Source organism: Streptomyces sp. NPDC001617 (assembly GCF_053596855.1).
Genome location: NZ_JBSFHA010000018.1, coordinates 104,779 through 124,115 on the forward strand (window position 1 = coordinate 104,779; position 19,337 = coordinate 124,115).

A 19,337-nucleotide genomic window follows, 5' to 3' on the forward strand; every position below is an offset into this window, starting at 1 on the left:
CCTGGGGAGTAGCGGGCACCCGGCCGGGTCCTGCTGGGGAGGCAGGGCAGGTGCCTCCGTCGGCACGATGTGCCGGGGCGGTGTGCGGACCAGGCTGGTTCACGTCAGCCAGAGGGATTTGAGAGACCCGAGGAGGGCGTCATGAACCGCCAGATACGCGTCCGCGTCAACCGCCGGCCCAGCACGCCCCGGGACACCACCATCGACCGCAGGACACCGTCCGGGCGGATCCTGCCGTACTGACGCCATGAGCGGCATCAGCGCAGACGGTGCGAGATCGCCGTACGCAGGGCCCTGCGCAGCTCCTCCGGAGGCGCCGGGCCGTCCGTCCTCACACCGGCCGTGACCGCCGCGGCGACCTCGCGCAGCTTGGTGTTGGAGCGCTGGGAGGCCTCCCGCAGGATGTCCCAGGCCTGGTCCGAGGTGCAGGCGTGGGTGGCCATCAGGACACCGCGTGCCTGGTCGATGGCCGGGCGGGAGACGATCGCCCGCCGCAGCTGCTCGACCTCGGCCCGCAGCTCGTGCAGCTGCTCGGCGCGCTCCAGGGCGACCGCGGAGGCGGCGGGGGCAGCCGGCGGGTGGGCCGTGTGGTGCAGGGGGTCGTCGGTGTCCAGTCCGGCCAGCTCCAGGATGCGGCGCGGCTGGCCGCTCCAGTGCGTGGCCCGTACGGGGACGTGGTGGCGTCGGCCGTAGGCGTTCAGCACGTCCAGGAACTGCAGGCCCGCCGTGTCCATGAACTCCACGCCGGCCATGTCCAGTTCGACGCGGCAGGTGTGGTCCGGGAGGCCGTCCAGCGTCCTGGCCAGGGTCTCCGTGCACCCGTGGACGAGCTCCCCGCGCGGAGTGAGCACGGCTCGGCCCTCCTCCACACGGTTCTCGATGACCAGCGTGTCGAGGTGCCCTGCGAAAGGGGTGTGTGCCGCTGCGGTCATGTTCCGCCTCGCTGCTCCCGACTGTCGTCACGACGTTGAGTGACCGGTCGCCGCCGGGCCGCGTCCGGGGGGCGCCGAACGGCTCCGCGGGGGCCTGGCGGTGCTGGACTTCGCCTGCCCGCGGTACCGCGGAGTACACACCGTCCGTGGTGCGGAATGACCGACTCGCACGGGGGTAGACGGGTTTTCGTCCACCGAACACACACGCTGATCGAATCCGCCGACCAGAAGGGAGCCGGTGTGGGCATCCCGTACCGGACACCGTCCGGACCGGCCGGAGCACCGCGCCTGACAGTGTTCCCGCTGCCGGGCGAGAGGGGCCTGCGGGTGGGCGGTGAGGTCGGATTCGCGACGCTCGCGGTGTGGGAGCGGGCGCTGGCACGGGCCGTGCACGAGGCTGACCGGGTGTACCGGCTGCAGCTGGCCGCGTACCGGCTGGAGCTGTCCGCCGTGACCTTCGTCGACGTCGCGGGCGCCGACGCGCTCGTGGCCGCCGCCCGGTCGCTGGACGAAGGCAGGAGGATCGTGCTGCAACAACCGCCCCAGACCCTGCGCCGTCTACTGGACCTGTTCTGGCCCGGCATCCCGACGATCGAGATGTCACCGTCGGGCGGGGGAAAGCCACCGAGCGGAGGACCGCCGTCGACTGGTGGGCCACCGTCTGCCGGAGGGGCGTCGGCTTCCGGTGGGACGCCGTGTGCCGGAGGGGTGTCGGGGGATGGTGGATCACTGGCTGCCGGTGGCCCGTCGGCGACCGGGGTGCCGCCGTCTACGGCACCGGGGGCGTCGAGTGGCTGGTCACCGTCCATCGGCGGATCGCGGCCTGCCGGGGGACCGTCGTCGACCGGCGAGTCGTCGTCGGGCGGAGGGGCGTCGGCTTCCGGTGGGACGCCGCGGGCCGGAGAGCCGCCGTCTGTCGGAGGGGTGTCGGGGGATGGTGGATCACTGGCTGCCGGTGGCGGGTCGGTGAGCGGGGTGTCGCCGTCTATGGCACTGGGGGCGTCGAGTGGCTGGTCACCGTGCATCGGTGGATCGCGGCCTGCCGGGGGACCGTCGTCGACCGGCGAGTCGTCGTCGGGCGGAGGGGCGTCGGCTTCCGGTGGGACGCCGCGGGCCGGAGAGCCGCCGTCTGTCGGAGGGGCGTCGGGGATCGGGGGTTCGTGGTCATGATCGCCGCGGACGCTGTCCCCCAGGACCCCTTCGTCCATCCCGCCCTCTTCTACGGTGACGAGCAGGACTATCTCGCCGGGACCGTGCCCTTCGTCCGTGCCGCGCTCGCGGCCGGGGAGCCGGTCGCCGTCGCCGTGCCCGCGGAGAATCTCCGGCTCATCCAGGACGGGCTGGGTGCCGAGGCCGACGCCGTACGGTTCCTCGACATGCGGCAGGCCGGGCGCAACCCCGGTCGGATCATCCCCGGCGTGCTGCGGGCCTTCGCCGACGCCCAGCCGGCCGGCGTCCCGGTGCGCATCATCGGCGAACCGATCTGGGCCGGCCGCAGCCCTGCCGAGTACCCCGCCTGCGTCCAGCACGAGGCGCTGATCAACGCCGCCTTCCGGGGCCGTACGGTGACCATCCTGTGCCCGTACGACACCCGGCACCTGCCCGCGCAGGTCATCGCCGACGCGCAGGCCACCCACCCCACGCTGCTGCTGGCCGGCTCCGCACGGCTGCGGCACAGCGGCGCCTACGCCCCCGAGGCCGTGGTCGCCCGCTACAACGAACCCCTCCCACCCGCCCCCGACGTCCCCGCGTTCCGTTTCGAGGCCGACACCCTCCCCGAGGCCCGCCACCTCGCCACCGCCGAGGGCGTCCGCCTCGGCCTCGCTCCCGCCCGCGTCGAGGACCTGGCCCTCGTCACCGCCGAGCTGGCCACCAACAGCGTGGTGCACGGCGGAGGTTGGGGCAGCGTGCGGGTGTGGGCCGAGGCCGGACGGACGCCGACGGGGGACGGGCGGACGTCCGCGGAGGACGGGCAGGGGAGAGCCGATGACGTGCGGGGCGGGCACGTGGTGGTCGAGGTCCGCGACAAGGGCCACCTCACCGACCCCCTCGCCGGCCGCCGCCCCGCCCCCCGCGCCCAGCGCGGCGGCCGCGGCCTCCTCCTGGTCAACCTGGTCGCCGACCTCGTACGCCTGTACACGGAGCCGGGCGGGACGACGGTCCGCTGCTGGTTCTCCCGCTGAAGCCGCGGCGCACACGCCCCGGGCCCGGGGCCCGTCCGGCGGACCAGACCGGCGTCGCGGTGCCTGGCACGTGTGTTGACCTGCGCCGTCTTCCGATGTCGGCCCGATCCGCCGGAAAGGCCCTAGCGTGAAGGCATGCGCGTGCTGGTCGTCGAGGACGAGGAGCGGTTCGCGGCCGGGCTGAGGGACGGGCTGGAGGCCGAGGGCTTCGCCGTCGACGTGGCGCTCGACGGGGTCGACGGGCTGTGGCTGGCCCGCGAGAACGCGTACGACGCCATCGTCCTCGACATCATGCTGCCCCGCCTCAACGGCTACCGGGTCTGCCGGGCCCTGCGCGGCGCGGGCGACTGCACACGGCGGGGAGGTGCGGGTGGAGGACGGGGCGCGGTTCGTGGTGACGTTGCCTTCGGGAGAGCCATTGCCCCCCGGGCGAGCGGAAAAGGCGGAACTGAACGCTCCGTCAGGTCCGTTCAGCCTCTGTTCAGCGGTGCGGCGGGACGCTGCCCGGCATGAGGAACAAGAAGATCTGGCCCGTTCTCGGAGCCGTCGTGCTGCTGGCCGGCGCCTGCTCCGGGAACGGAACACACCACGGCGACTGTGTGCACGTCGTCGACGAGAACACCGGCCGGACCGCCGCGTCCTGTCTGCCGCTGGCACCGAGGAGCGCCCGAGTCGACCTCGCGAAGCCGCACTTCACCCACCCGGACCGCATCACCAACCCCCTGCACCCCACCTCCACGGTCACCCAGACCGTCTACGGCGGCCAGGAGTCCGGCAAACCCTTCCGCACCGAGGTCACCCTCCTCCCCGGCACGAAGACCATCACCTGGGGCGACCGCACCATCCACGCCCTGACCTCGCAGTACGTCGCCTTCTCGGCCGGCCGCGTCGAGGAGGTCGCCGACGACTGGTACGCCCAGGCCGACGACGGCTCCGTCTGGTACCTGGGCGAGGACGTCTTCAACTACGACAACGGGGTCGTCGCCGACATGGAGGGCACCTGGCAGGCGGGCCGCGCCCACGCCCCCGGCGCCATGATCATGCCCGCGCATCCGCACCGGGGCGACGTCTACCGCACCGAGAACCTCCCCGGCGTCGTCTTCGAACAGGTCACGGTCAGGGCGGCCGGCCGGACCGTCGCCGGACCGTACGGCCACATCAGCGGCGCGCTGACGGTCCATGAACTGCACATGGACGGCACGACCGAGGACAAGGTCTACGCCCCCGGCTACGGCGAGTTCTCCACCGGTTCCGCGACCGGCGACCTGGAAGCGGTCTCCCTCGCCGCACCGACGGACACCCGACGGGCCCCGCTGCCGGCGAGGCTCGCGGCCCTCGACAAGGCGGTGCGAACGGCCCACGAGAGCCCGATCCCCACAACGGTCCACACGGCACAGGCCACTTGGGACACCTACCGTGCCTCCGACCCCGTACCGCCGCTGCTGCGACGCCAGATGACACGAGACCTGGCCGCCTGGACTCGGACGCCGCAGGACCGCGCGGCGGCGCTCCGAGTCGAGCAGAACACGACGGACCTGTGCCTTCGCTACGAGGCGGTGGGCACCGTCGACCGGGCTCGACCGGACATGTGGGCACGGCAGTTGGGGATCGACGCGCGGGCGGGGGACACGGGGACCGTGGCCGGAGACGTGACGGTCATGGAACTGATCCGACAGCGGGGAGACACCCCCAAGTCGGCCGCTTTCGATGCCGAGTTGAAGAGGGCGAGGGATGCGGCGGACCGCAAGGACATGGGGGAGGCGGGGCGGTTGGCGCGTACGCTGGTCTTCGGGGGCGTGTGAAGTATTTCGGGGGCGCCCGGTCACTTCGGGAGGGTTCATGGGAACCGTTTCCACTCCTGCACCGAGCACCACACTGAACCATGAGGACCTGCCACCGCTGTTCCGGTCGAGTGACCAATGGGCGTTACGCCATCAGGGTGATTCGTTCCGCGCGGTCCGTACTCACCTGCTCGTGCTGCTCCTGGCCACCACCACCGCGATGCTGATCGAGCAGGCGTCCGGGCGGCTCATGGGGGTGTGTGCCGCCGTGCTGTACGGGCTGACGATCCTCCTCGGGCTGCGGACCTCGCGGCGTCGTTCCCGGGCCCACTGGCAGGCGCACCGGGCGGCCGCGGAAGTGGTGAAGACGTTGGCCTGGCAGTACATGGTGCATGGCGGTCCGTTCCACTCGCGGGTGGCGGACGCGGACGCGGTGTTCGCGGAGCGGCTCGAGGAGAGGCTGCGGGAGTTACGGAAGTGCGGCTGGGAGGACACCCGGGGCGGGATCGAGCGGGGGAAGGGACAGATCACCCCGCGGATGCGGGCGGTGCGGGCCAAGTCCTACGCCGCTCGCCGCGACATCTATCTGCGGGACCGGCTCCTGGAGCAGGCGGTCTGGTACAAGAACCGGGCCTCGCGCGCGCACCGTGCCGCCGCGCGGTGGTCGGCCCTCACCGCCGCCCTCACCCTGCTCGCCCTGGCGGCCGCCATGCTGCGCACCATGGATCTCCTCGGCGGCGCGGACCTGGCGGGGCTGTTGAGCGCGGCCGCGGCGGCGGGCGTCGCCTGGCAGGAGGTCCGGCGGCACGGGCCGCTGACGCACGCCCACTCCCTCATCGAGCAGGATCTGGAAACGGCCCGGATCGCCATGTCCACCACGGTGACCGAGGCGGGCTGGGCCGAGGCGGTGGGGGAGGCGGAGCGTCTGATGTCACCGGCGCACACGGAGTGGTTGGTGCGGTTCGGAGCCTGATTCAATGTCATTTGTTGTGTGTTGTCGGTGAGTTGACCGCCGGGTGCGGGATTCCGGTCAGTCCCGGAGTACCCCTGGCTGCCACAGCACCGTCACCGGGACCCCGGTGCGTCGCGCGTACGCCACCACGTCACCGGTGCCGCCCGGGCCGCGGGCAGGTCGGCCGTCCCAGACGGCGATCAGATGGTCGGCGTGGTCCACGATCCAGCGGCCGGCCGCGAAGTAGGCCTTCTCGTGCGTCGGTTGGAGGGGCAGGTCGACGCGGGCCGTACAGGAGTCGAGAATTCTTCGGTACGTGGTCCGGGCGTCGTCGTCGCCCAGATGGGCCTCGTAGTCCATGCCGGGGATCACGGCCGTCACCGGGACGCCGTGCTCCAGGGCGATGTCGGCGAACAACTGGTCGGCGCCGGCCGCGAGGCTGCTGAAGGCCTCCAACTCGACGTCTGTGCGGCTGAACTGGCCCCGCAGGGCGGAGCGGACGTAGGGGAGGACGGTCGAGGGGATCGAGCGATGCCCGGTCACGCCGACGCGGAGGACCGCGAGATGGGGGACCGCTGCAGCCTCGTACAGGAATTCGGCGGAATCGGTCGTCACGGAACGTCCTCTCCCCGTCACCATCGGCGAGTACACCCTAACGCCGTGCGGCGAGGGAGCGCAGGGGGGCGCATCGGTTCACATCGGTGACTTCCGCGACACCGTCGTCCCCGCGCCCCCGCCTTCCCCTCGGCCGTCGTCATGGACCGTCAGCCGCACGCCGTCCCACCCGTCCGGCAGCTGTTGCAGGGCGAAGATGGTCGTACGGACCTCCTGGATGGTCGACCGGAGTTCGTCGACGGCCTTCCCGAGGATCTCCTGGACGTCCTCGGCGGGGCTTCTGTGCTGGGTGGACTCAAGCATCATCACGGTGGCGAACAGCCGTTGGACGACGAGGTCGTGCAGGTCGACGGCTTCCAGGAGGGGCGGACGGCGGTCTGTCACGAAGCCAGCGGGTCGAGGACGAGCGGCTCGATCTTGCCTTCCAGCATGTAGCCCAGCCCCTGTACGGCGCAGACGTCCGGCCGTTCCGCGATGTGCACGGGCATGCCGGTGGCCGCGCGCAGCATCTGGTCGAGCCCGGGGAGCAGGGCGGAGCCGCCGACCATCATGATGCCGCGGTCGGCGAGGTCGGCCACCAGGTCGGGCGGGCAGTCGCGCAGCACCCGTCCGATGCCGTCGAGCACGGCGGTCAGCGGTGTCTCGATGGCGTCCCGTACGGCGGCCGTGTCGACCTGGACGCTGCGGGCGAGGCCGGTGGCGACGTCGCGTCCGTGGATCTCGGTGGAGGCGGGGCCCTCAAGGGTGAGTCCGTTGCCGGAGAGGGCGAGCTGCAGGGGTCGTACGGACTGACTCGGCAGCATCAACTCGTGCTCGTGCCGCAGGTGTTGGACGATCGCGTGGTCGACCGCCTCGCCGCCGACGGGAATCCGCTCGGCGGTCACGATCGAGCCCAGCGACAGCACCGCGACCTGGGTGGCCGCGGCCCCGCACACCATGATCATGGTCGCCTCGGGCCGCTCCACGGGCAGCCCGCACCCCACGCCGGCGGCGATGAGGGTGTCGACGAGTTCGACGCGCCGGGCGCCCAGCCCGACGAGCGTCTCGATGGCGGCGCGCTGGGCGAGCGGATCGGCGTCGTGGGGGGTGCAGGCGGCCGCCCTGAGCCGTGGCTTCCGCCGCAGGGTGCGGCGGATCTTGTCGCCGAGCAGGTGCCGGAGCATGCGCTGCGCCATCTCGATGTCGACGACGGTACCGCCGGAGACGGGCCGCATGACGCGGATGTAGTGCGGGGTGCGGCCCGTCATCTTCTCCGCGAACTCTCCTACGGCGATGAGCGCGCCGGTGCGGGTGTTCACGGCGGCGACGGAGGGCTGGTCGACGACGAGTCCGGCGCCCTTCACATAGACGCGGGTCCGGGCCGCCCCCAGGTCGACGGCGAAATGGCAGCGGCGCAACTGCTCCAGACTGGCGGTCATGGCAGGTCCTCCCGAGAGCGCAGACCGTGGGGGCCGCCGGTGGAGTGGCGGGCCTCGTGCTCTGTTCCTTGGTGCGTGGCGGCTCGCCGGGTGGCGGGCCTCACTGGCATCGTGCGGGGGTGGGGGAGGAGCCGCCGCTTGTGGGGGGCCGGGCGGGGTGCCGCTGAATGGGGGTTTTTGCGACTTATTCCCCCATGTAGGTAACTTGTAAGAGCGTCAGAGTGAGCGGGCGGCTTCGAGGAGAGGCTCACGACGGGGTGTCCTGGCAGGACGTACGGCTCGGTGACGGCATCGGTGCGCTGAAGGCGCCACGTGACGCCTCGTACCTCTCCCCGCGGGCCTCGGCGAGCGACGACCGGGGTGGCTCGGTGGAGCAGGAGATCATCCGGGCGGTCGGTGTGCGGCCACCTCCGTGACGTCTCACCCGCGGCCGACGACTCCCCGGATCACCCCCAGCTCCACCAAGTCCTGGGGACGGATGCGCAGGTGGTCGGCGGTCGTCTCCACCTGGTCGGGCGGGCGTTTGAGGATCGCGGCCGCGAGTTCCGGGGCGATCACCGAGAAGTAGCTGTCCGGGGTCGCCCAGGTGCGGCCGGGTGCGGCCAGCGCGAGCGCGCCGCCGGAGCCGCCCTCGCCGATCACCAGAGTCGTGACCGGTGTACGAGCGCCGGCCACCGCGCCGAACAGCTCCGCGATCGCGGCCCCCGCGCCCTGCCGCTCGGCCTCCGCGTCATTGGCGGCGCCCGGGGTGTCCACCAAGGTCAGCACGGGGATGCCGAGCCGCTCCGCGAGCCGGATCAACCGGGCGGCGGTGCGGTAGCCGGCGGGGCGGGTGGCGGTGCCGGTCTGGGCGGCGTACGCGACGGTACGGCCGTGATGGTCGCCGAACCCGCACAGCATGCCGGGGTCGGTGCCGCCGCAGCGGTCGCCGCTGAGGGGGACGCGGTGGGTGAAGTAGGCGTCCAGGTAGGCGTGGGCGCGGGGGCGTTCGGGGGAGCGGGCCTGACGGACGGCTTGCCAGCCGGTGGAGGGGAGGTCGGGGGTGCCCAAGGCAGGCGGGACGGGAGCGGGCTGAACGGCGTCGGGGCCCGGGGGAGGCGTCGCTTGCCCACGCCGACGGGGTGCCGCTCTCGTTGGGTCGTCAGCCGCCCCAGTGGCACGACTGCCCGCGGCTACGTTGGCATGGCTGCTCGCAGCCACGTTGGGACGACTGCCCGCGGTCGTGTCGGGTCGACTGCCCGCGGTCGTGTCGGGTCGACTGCCCGCGGTCGCGTCGGGTCGACGATCCGCGGCCGCGTCCGCGCGGCTGTCCGCGGGCTGGGCCGTCCCCGCCCCGCCCGCCAGCAGACGCAGCCACAGCCCCAGCACATCCCGCAGCTCCCCCTCCGGCACCACCGCGTCCGCCGCCCCCGCCGCCACCTGCGCTTCCGCCGTGTACGCCGTCGGGTCGGCGTCCGCCGGCCGCACCCGCGACCCCGCGAAGCCCACCTGGGCACCCGGCAGCGCGAGGATCACGTCGGCGCCCGCGCCCAGCGTGGCCCAGCCGCCGCCCGTCGTCGGGTCCCGCAGGACCGCGATCTGGGGGAGGCCCGCCTCCCTCGTGAGCGTCGACTGGTGGGCCACGCGCTGGAGTTGGGTCAGGGCGAGCATGCCCTCCTGCATACGGCTGCCGCCCGTCGCGACCAACGGGACGATCGGGAGCCGGTGTTCACGGGCGTATGAGTACGCCGACTCCAGGCGGTCGCCGGTGCGTTCGCCGAGGGAACCGCCCAGGAAGCCGAACTCGAAGGCGAGCAGGACGGCTTGCGTGCCCGTCACGGTCGCGGTGCCGCAGATCACGGACTCCCGCTCGCCGGTGCGTTCGGCGGCGCGGGCGCGCGAGGCGTCGTAACCCTGCCAGGCGAGGGGGCCGTCGGGCTCGGAGTCCCGCGAGGGGCACGGGAGTTCGGCGAAGGAGTCGGTGTCCGTGACCAGGCTCAGGAACTCGCGCGCGGAGAGGCGTTCAGTCACGGTTCAGGGCCCGCTTCATGATCTTCCCCATGTCGTTGCGGGGCAGGGCGTCCAGGTGGTGGACGACGCGGGGGCGCTTGTGCGGGGCGAGACGGGCCGCCACATGGTCCGCCAACTCCTGTGCGGACGGCGGGGATTGGGGGTCGGCCGGCACCACCCACGCCACGATCCGCTCGCCGAGGTCCGGGTCCGGCTCGCCGGTGACCGCCGCCTCCCGTACCCCCGGATGCTCCAGCAGGGCGTTCTCGATCTCACCGGCTCCGATCTTGTAACCCCCGCTCTTGATCAGGTCGGTGGCCTTGCGGCCGACGATCCGCACATACCCGTCGGCCTCCCGCACCGCCATGTCACCGGTGCGGAACCAGCCGTCGGCCGTGAAGGCGGCCTCGGTCGCGTCGGGGCGGTTCAGGTAACCGGTGAAGAGATTCGGTCCGCGCACCTGGATCTCGCCGACGGTCTCGGAGTCGTACGAGGCGAGGGGCGACCCGTCCTCCTCTACCAGCCGCAGCTCCACCCCGGGCAGCGGCACGCCCACCGTCCCGGCCCGTGGCTCGCCGTCGGCCCGCACACTGGTGTTCATCAGCGTCTCCGTCATGCCGTACCGCTCGATGACGCGCTGTCCGGTCGCGGCCGTGATGCGCTCGTGGTCGTGGACGGGGAGGGCGGCGGAACCGGAGACCAGCAGCCGCGCCCGGCCCAGCGCCTTCGCCAACTCCGGGTCCTCGGGGAGCGATTGGGCGATGCGGTGGTACATCGTCGGCACGCCGAACAGCATGGTCGCGCCGCTGCTCAGCTCGCGCGCCACGCCCTCGGTGCTGAACCTGCCCAGGTGCCGGACGGAGCCGCCGCGCCGGAGCGGGCCGAGCATGCCCAGCACCAGTCCGTGCACATGGAACAGCGGCAGCCCGTGCACGAGCACGTCGTCGCCGGTCCACTGCCAGGCGTCGGCGAGGGCGTCGAGGGTGGCGGCGATGGCCCGGCGGGGGATGACGGCGCCCTTGGGCGGGCCGGTGGTGCCGGAGGTGTAGACGACGAGGGCGGGGTCCTCGTCGGTGACGGAGGGGGCAGGGGCGGGTGCGGGACTTCCGGTGCCGCTCACCTCCACATCGACGCGCTCCAAGTCCCCCACGGACAGGGGAAGTTCATCCCCCGGTGCGGCCAGCACCACCGTGGGCGCACTGTCGGACAGGATGTGCCCGAGCTCCTTCTCGCCCGACTTCGGGTTCAGCGGCACCGCGGGCACGCCCGCCTCCAGTGCCGCGACCACGGCGACGGCGGTCTCCAGCGCGGGAGTGGCCCATACGGCGACCCGGCCGGCCCCCCGGACGCGCTCCCCGAGCGCACCGGCCACCGCCGCGAGCTGCCCGTACGTCAACGATCGCGCACCGAAGCGCAGGGCGACTCGCTCGTTCGGCTCGTCCGACAGGGCGGGAAACAGAGAGGACACGCGACGCACTCCTTGCGGCCGGGGACGACGACACCATCGTTCCTACACCGGAACGAGCCAAACACGCCGCTGCTGCAGATTGATCTCCGTCACCCTGACAGCCAGCGGTGTGCCGACCTCCGGCAGGACCTCGCCGCTGAGCAGGTCCCGGTGGACGAGGCCCTCGACGTCGTCGGAGACGCGGACGAACACGCCGAAGGGGACCACCTTGGTGACGGTCCCCCGCACCACGCGGCCCGGGCCCTGCCGGGCGAACTCCACCAACGGGTCGGGTGCCAGGGCCGCCATGGACAGTCGGACCTGCTGCCGGGGCAGTTCGAAGGCGAGCACCTCGGCGGTGATCTCCTGGCCGACCGCCACCACGTCGTGGAAGGAGCCGTACGGGCGCCGGGCGAGCTCGGGAGCGGTGATGAAGCCCTCGGTGCCGTCGATGTCCACGAACACGCCGAAGGACTCGATGGCGGTGACGACGCCCCGTACGACCTGGCCGTACGTGAACCCTCGCCAGGTGGTCCCGGTCCCCGCCGTCCGGCGCCGCGTGCCGACGAGGGTGGCGAGGTCGGCGGCGATGGGGATCTCGACGGTGTTCAGGGCGGGGTGGCGGAGCCAGTGCAGGCGGGGCCGGTCCACTGCGCCCTCGTGCAGGGGCGGATCGTCGGTGGACGGGGTGAAGTCGTCGATGACGATTCTGCCGCCCGGGGTGAGGAGGCGGGCCGGGTCGGCGGGGGTGTCGTCCGGGGTCTTGCCCGTGCCGCCGCCGTCCAGGACGAGGAGGTCGTACGGGGCGTGGGCTGCGATCCGGTGCCAGTCGCCGGTGAGGACCCGCACCTCGGGACGGTCGGCGAAGACCTCGGCGGCGATCCGGGCGCGCTCCGGATCCCGCTCGACGCTGAGCAGGCGTACCCCCTCCCGGGCCCCGGAAGCCAGCCACGCCAGGCCCACCCCGCAGCCCGTCCCCGTCTCCCCGATCGTCTCCCGCGCGCCGCCCGCCAGGGCCCGCAGCAGGCGGCCCTGTTCCGGGCGGCACGAGTAGGGGAATCCGTGGGTGCGGGCGGCGGTGAGGGCTTGCTCGACCAGCGGGGGGAGGTCGGGTTCGTCGGCGTACGCGTCCGTTCCGGAGATCGACATGGGGCGATCCTGCCGTACGGACAAGGGAGTTGGTCAGGCCGCGGCCTCCACCACGTCCGCCACCACACAGCTCACGTTGTCCGGCCCGCCCGCCGTGTTCGCCTCCGCGACCAGGGCGAGGACCGTCTCGTCGGGGCTGCCCGGCGTGCCCAGGAGGTCCCGGATGCGGGCCTCAGGGACCACGGAGGACAGGCCGTCGGAGCAGACGAGGTAGCGGTCGCCGGGGGACGCGTCATGCAGGCGCAGGTCGGGGGCGGTGGTGCCGAGGCACTTCAGGAGCAGGGTGCGCTGGGGGTGGGACGTCGCCTCCTCCGGGGTCAGCCGACCCTCGTCGATCATCGACTGGACCACGGTGTGGTCGTGGGTGATACGGAAGAGGCCGCCGTTCCGGAGCAGGTAGGCACGGGAGTCGCCCACATGGACCAGGGCCAGACGGGAGCCCGTCCACAGCAGGGCCGTCAGCGTCGTGCCGTTCTCGTCGGTGCCGTCCGTCGCGTCGCGGACCGCGTCCGTGGCGCCCTGCACCGCGTCCTGGAGGAGGTTGAGGACGTCTCCGGCCGGCAGCTCGTCGCTGTCCAGGAAGCGCAGGGCCTCCACCGCCGCGCTGCTCGCCGGCGCGCCCGCCGGTCCGAAGCCGTCGGCGACCGCGAGCAGCCGGGTGCCCGCGTACGCCGTGTCCTGATTGGCGGGGCGGACCAGGCCGCGGTCCGAGTGGGCGAAGTAACGCAGTTCCAGCATCGTGGTGTCCTTCCGGGTGGGGCGGGACTCGCTCGACAGGTGCTCGATCAGGAACCCGGCGAGGTCCCGCCGTACCGCCGTCTCCGCCTCGACCCCCGCCCAGTACGCGCGGATCTCCGCGGCCGCGGCCGCCGAGTCCAGAGCGCACACCTCGCGGATACGGGCCAGCGGCATCCCCAGCCGCCGCAGCCACGCCACCAGCCGCGCCCGCTCCAGCTGGGCGAGCGCGTAGTAGCGGTAGCCGGTGTCCGGGTCGACGCGGGCGGGACGCAGCAGGTCCAGCTCGTCGTAGAGCCGCAGGGCCTTCGGGGACAGCCGGGAGGCCTTGGCGAAGGCGCCGATCGTCAGCATGCGCATGTCCGTGCCTCCATGGGCGTGTGCACCTCTTCCGGTTCCTGCCGTCGATGCTGGGGCTTCACCGAAGGGGAAGGTCAATCGAGTTGCGACGGTTGCGGGTCGGCTGGTTAGCCTGCGGTCGGTTCACCCTCGGCAGACCTCACCCGGCAGATCGCCGATCAGCAGAACGGAGCCCCGCCGTGCCCCGCGTCGCCCTCGTCACCTACGACCCCCGGCCCCGGCCCAGCAAGGACCGCGACCTGCCCGTCCTGCTGGACGCCCTGCGCGCGGCCGGGGCCGAGGCGGACGCCGTGTGCTGGGACGACGCCGAGGCCGACTGGGGTGCGTACGACCTCGCCGTCATCCGGTCGACCTGGGACTACAGCTGGCGGACGGCCGAGTTCCTGGCCTGGGCGCACAAGTGCGCCACGCGGACGCGGCTGGCGAACCCGGTGGAGGTCGTGCGGTGGAACACCGACAAGCGGTATCTGGGGGAGCTGGCGGCGGCCGGTGTGCCCGTCGTGCCCACCCGGTATCTCGTGCCCGGCGACGCGCCCGACCTTCCGGACGAAGGCGAGTACGTCGTCAAGCCGACCTCCGGAGCCGGAGCGCGGTACGCCGCGCGCTATCGGGCGGACGAGCGGGAAGCGGCCGTACGGCATCTCGCGCGCATGCATGACGAGGGGCTGACCGCGATGGTGCAGCCGTACATGCGCGGCATCGACGCGGCCGGCGAGCGGGCGCTGCAGTTCTTCGGCGGGCGCCTGCTGCACGCCAGCCGCAAGCGGGCCGTCCTCGCCCCCGGTACGGCCTTCGACGCGGACAAGGTCGCCCACCCGGACCTGGAGCCCTGGACCCCGACCCCGGCCGAGCTCGCCGTCGCCGAGCGCGCCCTGGCCGCCGTACCGGACGCACCCGAGCTGCTGTACGCACGCGTGGACCTCGTCGACGGGGAGGACGGTCGGCCGGTGGTCATGGAGCTGGAGCTGGTCGAGCCGAATCTGTTCCTGTTCCTGCACGCGGAGTCGGTGGCGGGGGTGCGGGACGCGATCCTGGCGGCGGCGGGGCGCTGACGGACCACCTCGCCCGCTCCGCCGACCTCCTTCAGCCGCCCACCGCGACCCGCTGCAGCAGCCCCCACGTGAACTCCGCCGCCACATCCCTGCGCACGCCCTCCCCGTCCGGCGCCGTGAACGCCAGACCCCAGCGGGTCGGAGCGGTGCCCTCCAGGGGGCGGGCGGGGGCGAAGGCGTGGGCCGCCTCGTCGACCGTGCAGGACCAAGGGGTGAGGTCGTCGAGGGTCTTGAGGTCGGGGCCCGCGACGCCCGGGGCGCGGACCAGCCACTCGTTCCAGACGGCGCCGTTCGGCGCGAGCAGTACCTCGAAGCGCAGGTCCGGCCAGAGGGGGACGGGCCAGAGCCGGGCCTCGCAGTCCAGGTCGCCGACCCTGCGGGTGACGACCGACTCGGGCTCGCCGAGGATCGAGCGGTAGCGGGAGGCGGCCGCACGCGCGCGCGGTGAGTGCAGCATCCCCTGCCACCGCTTGTTGGCCTCTCTCATGTCGGCGATGGAGACGCCCAGTGCGTGCCGGGCGTCCTCCACCAGGTCCGGGTTGTGGTCGGCCATACGGCGCAGCAGGACGAGCTGGAAGTCGAGCGGGGTGAACGGGCTACCGGGGCGCTTGACGGAGGACATGGCTCCCATGGTCCCTCCGGCTCCGCCGGCCGGCATTGCCGGGTCGGCGGCCGTCGGGCAGGAAGAGGACCGAGTTGACGTAGCGCGGGTGGTCGCGGAAGGGCAGGATCCGGCCCAGCAGGCCCTGGGAGACCACGTGCTCGGCGGCGGCCTGGTGCTCCTCCAGCGGGAACTTCGCCAGCGGCACCCAGGAGCGGCCGGGCAGCACCCAGCCGTCGTAGCCGAGGAGCGCGAGGTAGGTGACGACCGGCGCGATCGGCTGGATACGGGACTCCAGTTCGACGAAGAGCGCGGGGCGGTCGCGCGCCAGCAGGCAGGTCGCGCCGCGCAGCACGGCCAGCTCGCTGCCGTCCACGTCAATCTTGAGGAAACCGACGTCCCGCAGCCCGAGTTCGTCGAGGGTGACGCATCGGACGTCCAGCGCCTGTCCGTGGATGTCCCGGCGGACCAGCGAGGACACGCCCCGGTCGCCCGCGTCGTCCGGCGGCAGCCAGAGGCGGGCGATGCCCGGGTGGTCCGCGGCGGCGGCCTGGACGACACGGACGTTCGGCGGGGCGGCGGCGGTCAGGAGGCGGGCGAGGTGCGGGACCGGTTCCACGGTCACCACTTGGCGCGCCCGCTTCGACAGCCGCCGCGTCCACGGGCCGTACCAGCCGCCGACGTCCACCGCCGTCCCGCACTCGTCCGGACACAGCTCCGCCAGCCGCGCCAACTCCGGTTCGAAGCGCGGGTAGACGGCCCGGGCGACGGCGGCGACCAGACGGGTGGGGAGGAGTGGCGCGAGGCGGGCGGCGAGGGTGCGGGGCGGAGTCGTGGACCTCACTGGGCCATCCGCTTCAGCAGCGCCTCGTGTTCGTCGTCCGACACCTGCTCCCCGGAGGACGGCAGCAGCTGCGGGATGCCGTCGACGATCGGGTAACGGCGGTGCAGGCGCGGGTTGTACAGGGCCTCCGGTGCCTTGGGTCCGTCCGGCTTGACGAGGTGCAGCGGACCCTTGTCGAGGGGGCACGCGAGGATCTGCAGCAGTGGGTCGTCGGGGTTCATGGCGGCGTCAACTCCTTGGCACCGATGGGGGGTTGTGGTGGTGCGGGGGCGGGGTCGTGCTTGGGCATGGCCAGCAGCACGGAGACGGCGAGCGCGGTGCCGGCGAGACGCAGCGCGAGGCGCAGCGGGTCGTGCGGCAGCGCCTCGCCGAACGAGAGCGTGCCGATCACCGCCGTGTACAGACAGGTCACCGTCGTGCACACCGGCACGATCAGCGAGGCCCGGCACCGCTGCAGCGCGGCCTGCGACATGACGAGGCCGAACGCGCCGGTGAAGAGCAGGAGATAGGGGTACGGCGACTTCAGTACGTCAACCACCGCGTGGGCCAGCCCACTTGTGGTCAGGTAGCTCGAAACCCCCTTGATCGCCAGCGAGCTGACGCCGTACAGCAGGCCCACCGCCACGCCGTACTCCACGCCGGTGGTCGGCGCCCGGTGCCGGTGTCGGGAGCGGCGTTCGGCGGCGCCGTAGAGCCATACACCGGCCGCCAGCGAGGGCACGCACACCAGGAGGATCAGCTGGTAGGGGGCGCCGCGGCTGACGGTGTCCGCGTTCGTGCCGGCCTCCTTCAGCGACAGGACGACCATCAGCAGCGCGGCGAGGATCGCCCCCAGCGCGTACCGCTCCCGGCCGGTCGTCTCCTCGCCCAGCAGCCGGGCGGAGAGCAGCACGAGCAGCACCAGGCCGGAGACGAAGATGCCCTGGGCGGCGGCGATCGGCAGGGTGCGGTAGACGACGAGCTGGGCGCCGAACCCGGAGGCCAGGGCGAGGGAGCCACCGATCCACAGGGGGCTGCCGAGCACCAGCCGCAGCAGACGGGCGGGCTTGCGGATCGTCACCTCCGGCAGCGAGGTGAGCGCCCGTTTCTCCAGGACGAAACCGAGGCTGTACAGGGTGTTCGCCAACAGGGCCGCGGCCACTCCCCACCCCATGGCTAGGTCCTTCGCGCGTGCAGCAGCAGGATCGACGCGAGGGACGGTCTGGCACAGGCCAGCCGGTCGAGTGGGCGGAGGGGGCGCGGTACGCCGTGGAAGGGGGCCCCGGCCAGCCGTACGACCTCGAATCCGGACGCGGCGACGAACTCCCGCAGCGCACGCGCGGTGTAGAGCCGCAGATGCCCTACGACCTCCTTGCCGGGGCGGCCGTGGATGGCGCGCAGGCTCACCTCCGAGAACACCGGCTGTACCCCGGCCAGCAGCAGCCCGCGGTTGTACCAGGCGGCCAGGTTCGGTGTGGAGAGCATCAGATGGCCTCCCGGGCGCAACACGCGGCGGATCTCGTCGAGGGCGGCGTCCGGGTCGACGAGGTGCTCGACGACCTCGCTGAACAGCACGGCGTCCGCGGAGCCGGACCTGAACGGGAGCCCGCCGCCGGTGAGTTCGCCGCGGATCGTGTACGTCAGACGGGCGCGGGCGCGTTTGAGGGCGTCCTGGGACCAGTCGACGCCGATGACGCGATGGCCGGGGAGGAGGGGGCGGGCGGTCGCGGCGGCCGAGCCGTCGCCGCAGCCGATGTCGAGGATGACCTGGGGCGCCTTCTGGTCGTCGGCGTCCAGTGCGGCGGCCAGCATGCGGGCCTGGCGGAGGCTGCGGGGGGTGCCGGAGGCGACGGGGACGGACGGGTCCTCGTAGAAGTCGCGCAGTTCGGGAGGTTTCACGGGGGCCGTCGTCACGGGGTCACCTCCGTGGAGTGCAGATAGTGCTCGAACAGGTCCCTGAGGTGGGCACCGTCGCCGTGGCTGAGCAGGGCGCGGGACCAGCGCAGGGCGAGGTGGAGGCGGCCGGCGGTGGAGGCGGTGGTGACGGTGAGGCCACGGGGCATCCGGGCAGGCGCCGAGAACCAGACGGCGTGGGCGCGGCCGGCCCCCTCGCCGAAGTCCAGCGGGTAGGGGATGCGGCCGATGTTGCTGAGGAGGGTGGTGGAGGTCCAGGGCGCGGCGGCTCTGCGCAGGCCTCGGGTGAGGGCGGCCCGCCAGGCGACCGGGGTGACCGGGGCGGTCAGGAGAGCGGCGCCGTGGCCGAGTTGGGGGCGGGGGAGGGACTTGAGGGCGCGGGTGCGGGTGGCCGTGCGGTGCAGGAGGGCGGGCATGTCGGAGGGTCCATGCGCCTCCAACTCCTCTGGCGCGAAGGGAACTTCGACCAGCCGGGTGCCGTTGCCCATCGGCATGGTGGCGTCTCGGGGGCGGTCGTCCACGGGCATGGTGATGCGGAGGGGGCGGGGGTGGGCGCCGTGTTCTCTGTTCCAGTGGATGAGGGTCAGGGCCGTGGTGACCATGAGCTGGTCGTTCACGGTGTAGGGGGAGCCCTTGGGGCGGTGGGGGAGGGGGAGTTCGGTGACGAGCATGCCGTTGCCGGGGGAGGGTTCGGGGGTGCCGGGGGCGACTCGGGCGGGTGGGGACCAGTTGGAAGGAGTGTCGAGGGGGTCCTGGGGGGCTTCCGTCGTCCGTACGGGGGGTGCGGCGGGGGAGTTGTCCTTGCCTCCGTAGATCTCGGCGGCGGTCGCGAGGATGCGGAGGCAGGCGGGGCCGTCCAGGGCGGTGTGGTTGATGGTCAGGAAGAGGACGGTTCCTTCGGGTTGCCGGAGCGGGGAGTCGTCTCGTCGAACGGGCACACCGACGGCATCCGTCGCCTCGCTTCCCTCCACCGGGCCCGCCCCCTCCACCACCTCCAGCCTGATGGGCGGCGAGAGCGTCAGCGGTGGAGCCGTGGTCAGGGCGCGCGTCCGTGCGTCCCGCAGCGCGCACCGGCCCGCCGGCAGGAAGGCCACCACCTCCACGTCCGGCTCCGCCGTCAGCTCCCACTCGTAGCGGCGTCGGTACCAGCCGCCGGGGGCCTCGCGCATCAGGATGCGGGGGTGGCGCCGCAGGGCTTCCGTGAAGGCCGAACGCAGGCGTTCCCGGTCCAGGCGGCCCGGCAGATGGACCTCGATGTGGACCGTCTCCGGTTCCTCCTCCTGGAGGCAGTGCCGCGACACCTCGTCCACCACCGGGAACGGGATGCGGGCGGGCGGGCGCGGCGGTCCGTCGGCGCGTGCGGGGTGTTCGAGTGCGGTCATGCGG

General features: G+C 72.9%; 20 protein-coding genes and 1 pseudogene. 7 read left to right on the forward strand and 14 right to left on the reverse strand.

What is annotated here, in order from left to right; translation table 11 throughout:
- Positions 1-257 precede the first annotated feature (257 nt).
- Complete coding sequence (locus ACWC09_RS16595; RefSeq protein WP_450851245.1) at positions 258-932, reverse strand: ANTAR domain-containing protein; 675 nt, start codon at positions 930-932, stop codon at positions 258-260.
- Positions 933-1,088: 156 nt separating this feature from the next.
- Between ACWC09_RS16595 and ACWC09_RS16600 the strand changes: the two genes are divergently transcribed.
- The 5 genes and pseudogenes from ACWC09_RS16600 (at position 1,089) to ACWC09_RS16620 (ending at position 5,869) form a co-directional block, all read left to right on the forward strand.
- Positions 1,089-2,102 (forward strand): STAS domain-containing protein, encoded by a 1,014-nt coding sequence (locus tag ACWC09_RS16600; protein WP_450851246.1) that lies wholly within the window; start codon positions 1,089-1,091, stop codon positions 2,100-2,102.
- The gene (locus ACWC09_RS16605) at positions 2,099-3,115 is read left to right on the forward strand and encodes an anti-sigma factor RsbA family regulatory protein (RefSeq protein ID WP_450851247.1); all 1,017 of its coding nucleotides are present in this window, start codon (positions 2,099-2,101) and stop codon (positions 3,113-3,115) included. Before ACWC09_RS16600 ends, ACWC09_RS16605 begins: the two co-directional genes overlap by 4 nt.
- Before the next feature lie 135 nt (positions 3,116-3,250).
- A pseudogene (locus tag ACWC09_RS16610) lies at positions 3,251-3,469 on the forward strand (response regulator); the annotation flags it as partial.
- Positions 3,470-3,624: 155 nt separating this feature from the next.
- Positions 3,625-4,917 (forward strand): hypothetical protein, encoded by a 1,293-nt coding sequence (locus ACWC09_RS16615; RefSeq protein WP_450851248.1) that lies wholly within the window; start codon positions 3,625-3,627, stop codon positions 4,915-4,917.
- 37 nt (positions 4,918-4,954) lie between these two features.
- The gene (locus ACWC09_RS16620; protein WP_450851249.1) at positions 4,955-5,869 is read left to right on the forward strand and encodes a DUF4231 domain-containing protein; all 915 of its coding nucleotides are present in this window, start codon (positions 4,955-4,957) and stop codon (positions 5,867-5,869) included.
- 57 nt (positions 5,870-5,926) lie between these two features.
- Here ACWC09_RS16620 and ACWC09_RS16625 read toward each other — a convergent pair whose 3' ends face one another.
- The 3 genes from ACWC09_RS16625 to ACWC09_RS16635 all read right to left on the reverse strand — a co-directional run bounded on the left by ACWC09_RS16625 (position 5,927) and on the right by ACWC09_RS16635 (position 7,881).
- Positions 5,927-6,439, reverse strand: coding sequence for a hypothetical protein (locus tag ACWC09_RS16625; protein WP_450851275.1), 513 nt, complete (start codon positions 6,437-6,439; stop codon positions 5,927-5,929).
- A gap of 102 nt (positions 6,440-6,541) precedes the next feature.
- On the reverse strand, positions 6,542-6,847 hold the full coding sequence (locus ACWC09_RS16630; RefSeq protein WP_450851250.1) for a histidine kinase: 306 nt from the start codon (positions 6,845-6,847) through the stop codon (positions 6,542-6,544).
- Positions 6,844-7,881, reverse strand: coding sequence for a rod shape-determining protein (locus tag ACWC09_RS16635; protein WP_450851251.1), 1,038 nt, complete (start codon positions 7,879-7,881; stop codon positions 6,844-6,846). Before ACWC09_RS16635 ends, ACWC09_RS16630 begins: the two co-directional genes overlap by 4 nt.
- A gap of 257 nt (positions 7,882-8,138) precedes the next feature.
- Between ACWC09_RS16635 and ACWC09_RS16640 the strand changes: the two genes are divergently transcribed.
- Positions 8,139-8,297 carry a hypothetical protein gene (locus tag ACWC09_RS16640; protein WP_450851252.1) on the forward strand — a complete coding sequence of 53 codons (159 nt, stop codon included), beginning with the start codon at positions 8,139-8,141 and terminating at the stop codon, positions 8,295-8,297.
- A gap of 4 nt (positions 8,298-8,301) precedes the next feature.
- Here ACWC09_RS16640 and ACWC09_RS16645 read toward each other — a convergent pair whose 3' ends face one another.
- Genes ACWC09_RS16645 through ACWC09_RS16660 form a run of 4 tightly spaced genes read right to left on the reverse strand, consistent with a single transcriptional unit; the run spans position 8,302 to position 13,561 of the window.
- Positions 8,302-9,891, reverse strand: a complete 1,590-nt coding sequence (locus tag ACWC09_RS16645) for a carboxyl transferase domain-containing protein (protein ID WP_450851253.1) — start codon at positions 9,889-9,891, stop codon at positions 8,302-8,304.
- Positions 9,884-11,338 carry an acyl-CoA synthetase gene (locus tag ACWC09_RS16650; protein WP_450851254.1) on the reverse strand — a complete coding sequence of 485 codons (1,455 nt, stop codon included), beginning with the start codon at positions 11,336-11,338 and terminating at the stop codon, positions 9,884-9,886. Before ACWC09_RS16650 ends, ACWC09_RS16645 begins: the two co-directional genes overlap by 8 nt.
- A 42-nt stretch (positions 11,339-11,380) precedes the next feature.
- A complete protein-coding gene (locus ACWC09_RS16655) occupies positions 11,381-12,466 on the reverse strand; it encodes a S1 RNA-binding domain-containing protein (RefSeq protein WP_450851255.1) in 1,086 nt (361 codons plus the stop codon).
- Positions 12,467-12,499: 33 nt separating this feature from the next.
- On the reverse strand, positions 12,500-13,561 hold the full coding sequence (locus ACWC09_RS16660) for a MerR family transcriptional regulator (protein WP_450851256.1): 1,062 nt from the start codon (positions 13,559-13,561) through the stop codon (positions 12,500-12,502).
- Positions 13,562-13,740: 179 nt separating this feature from the next.
- Between ACWC09_RS16660 and ACWC09_RS16665 the strand changes: the two genes are divergently transcribed.
- Positions 13,741-14,613: an ATP-grasp domain-containing protein gene (locus ACWC09_RS16665; protein ID WP_450851257.1), complete on the forward strand. Its 873-nt coding sequence runs from the start codon at positions 13,741-13,743 to the stop codon at positions 14,611-14,613.
- A 31-nt stretch (positions 14,614-14,644) separates the two neighbouring features.
- Here the strand turns inward: ACWC09_RS16665 and ACWC09_RS16670 are convergent, their stop codons facing one another.
- From ACWC09_RS16670 to ACWC09_RS16695, 6 genes are read right to left on the reverse strand one after another with little or no spacing between them, the layout of a single operon-like run.
- Positions 14,645-15,244, reverse strand: coding sequence for a hypothetical protein (locus ACWC09_RS16670; RefSeq protein WP_450851258.1), 600 nt, complete (start codon positions 15,242-15,244; stop codon positions 14,645-14,647).
- Positions 15,210-16,058, reverse strand: a complete 849-nt coding sequence (locus tag ACWC09_RS16675; RefSeq protein WP_450851259.1) for an FkbM family methyltransferase — start codon at positions 16,056-16,058, stop codon at positions 15,210-15,212. The genes ACWC09_RS16670 and ACWC09_RS16675 overlap by 35 nt, the downstream gene beginning before the upstream one ends.
- Positions 16,055-16,279 (reverse strand): Trm112 family protein, encoded by a 225-nt coding sequence (locus tag ACWC09_RS16680; RefSeq protein ID WP_356342022.1) that lies wholly within the window; start codon positions 16,277-16,279, stop codon positions 16,055-16,057. Before ACWC09_RS16680 ends, ACWC09_RS16675 begins: the two co-directional genes overlap by 4 nt.
- A complete protein-coding gene (locus ACWC09_RS16685) occupies positions 16,276-17,199 on the reverse strand; it encodes a hypothetical protein (RefSeq protein WP_450851276.1) in 924 nt (307 codons plus the stop codon). Before ACWC09_RS16685 ends, ACWC09_RS16680 begins: the two co-directional genes overlap by 4 nt.
- Before the next feature lie 14 nt (positions 17,200-17,213).
- Positions 17,214-17,951: a class I SAM-dependent methyltransferase gene (locus ACWC09_RS16690; RefSeq protein WP_450851260.1), complete on the reverse strand. Its 738-nt coding sequence runs from the start codon at positions 17,949-17,951 to the stop codon at positions 17,214-17,216.
- Complete coding sequence (locus ACWC09_RS16695) at positions 17,948-19,333, reverse strand: condensation protein (protein ID WP_450851261.1); 1,386 nt, start codon at positions 19,331-19,333, stop codon at positions 17,948-17,950. Before ACWC09_RS16695 ends, ACWC09_RS16690 begins: the two co-directional genes overlap by 4 nt.
- Positions 19,334-19,337: the final 4 nt, after the last annotated feature.

Excerpts from the sequence above, each read along its gene's own strand:
- ACWC09_RS16595 (WP_450851245.1), bottom strand. The coding sequence starts at position 932 with ATGACCGCAGCGGCACACACCCCTTTCGCAGGGCACCTCGACACGCTG.
- ACWC09_RS16600 (WP_450851246.1), top strand. The coding sequence starts at position 1,089 with ATGACCGACTCGCACGGGGGTAGACGGGTTTTCGTCCACCGAACACAC.
- ACWC09_RS16605 (WP_450851247.1), top strand. The coding sequence starts at position 2,099 with ATGATCGCCGCGGACGCTGTCCCCCAGGACCCCTTCGTCCATCCCGCC.
- ACWC09_RS16615 (WP_450851248.1), top strand. The coding sequence starts at position 3,625 with ATGAGGAACAAGAAGATCTGGCCCGTTCTCGGAGCCGTCGTGCTGCTG.
- ACWC09_RS16620 (WP_450851249.1), top strand. The coding sequence starts at position 4,955 with ATGGGAACCGTTTCCACTCCTGCACCGAGCACCACACTGAACCATGAG.
- ACWC09_RS16635 (WP_450851251.1), bottom strand. The coding sequence starts at position 7,881 with ATGACCGCCAGTCTGGAGCAGTTGCGCCGCTGCCATTTCGCCGTCGAC.
- ACWC09_RS16655 (WP_450851255.1), bottom strand. The coding sequence starts at position 12,466 with ATGTCGATCTCCGGAACGGACGCGTACGCCGACGAACCCGACCTCCCC.
- ACWC09_RS16660 (WP_450851256.1), bottom strand. The coding sequence starts at position 13,561 with ATGCGCATGCTGACGATCGGCGCCTTCGCCAAGGCCTCCCGGCTGTCC.
- ACWC09_RS16670 (WP_450851258.1), bottom strand. The coding sequence starts at position 15,244 with ATGGGAGCCATGTCCTCCGTCAAGCGCCCCGGTAGCCCGTTCACCCCG.
- ACWC09_RS16680 (WP_356342022.1), bottom strand. The coding sequence starts at position 16,279 with ATGAACCCCGACGACCCACTGCTGCAGATCCTCGCGTGCCCCCTCGAC.
- ACWC09_RS16695 (WP_450851261.1), bottom strand. The coding sequence starts at position 19,333 with ATGACCGCACTCGAACACCCCGCACGCGCCGACGGACCGCCGCGCCCG.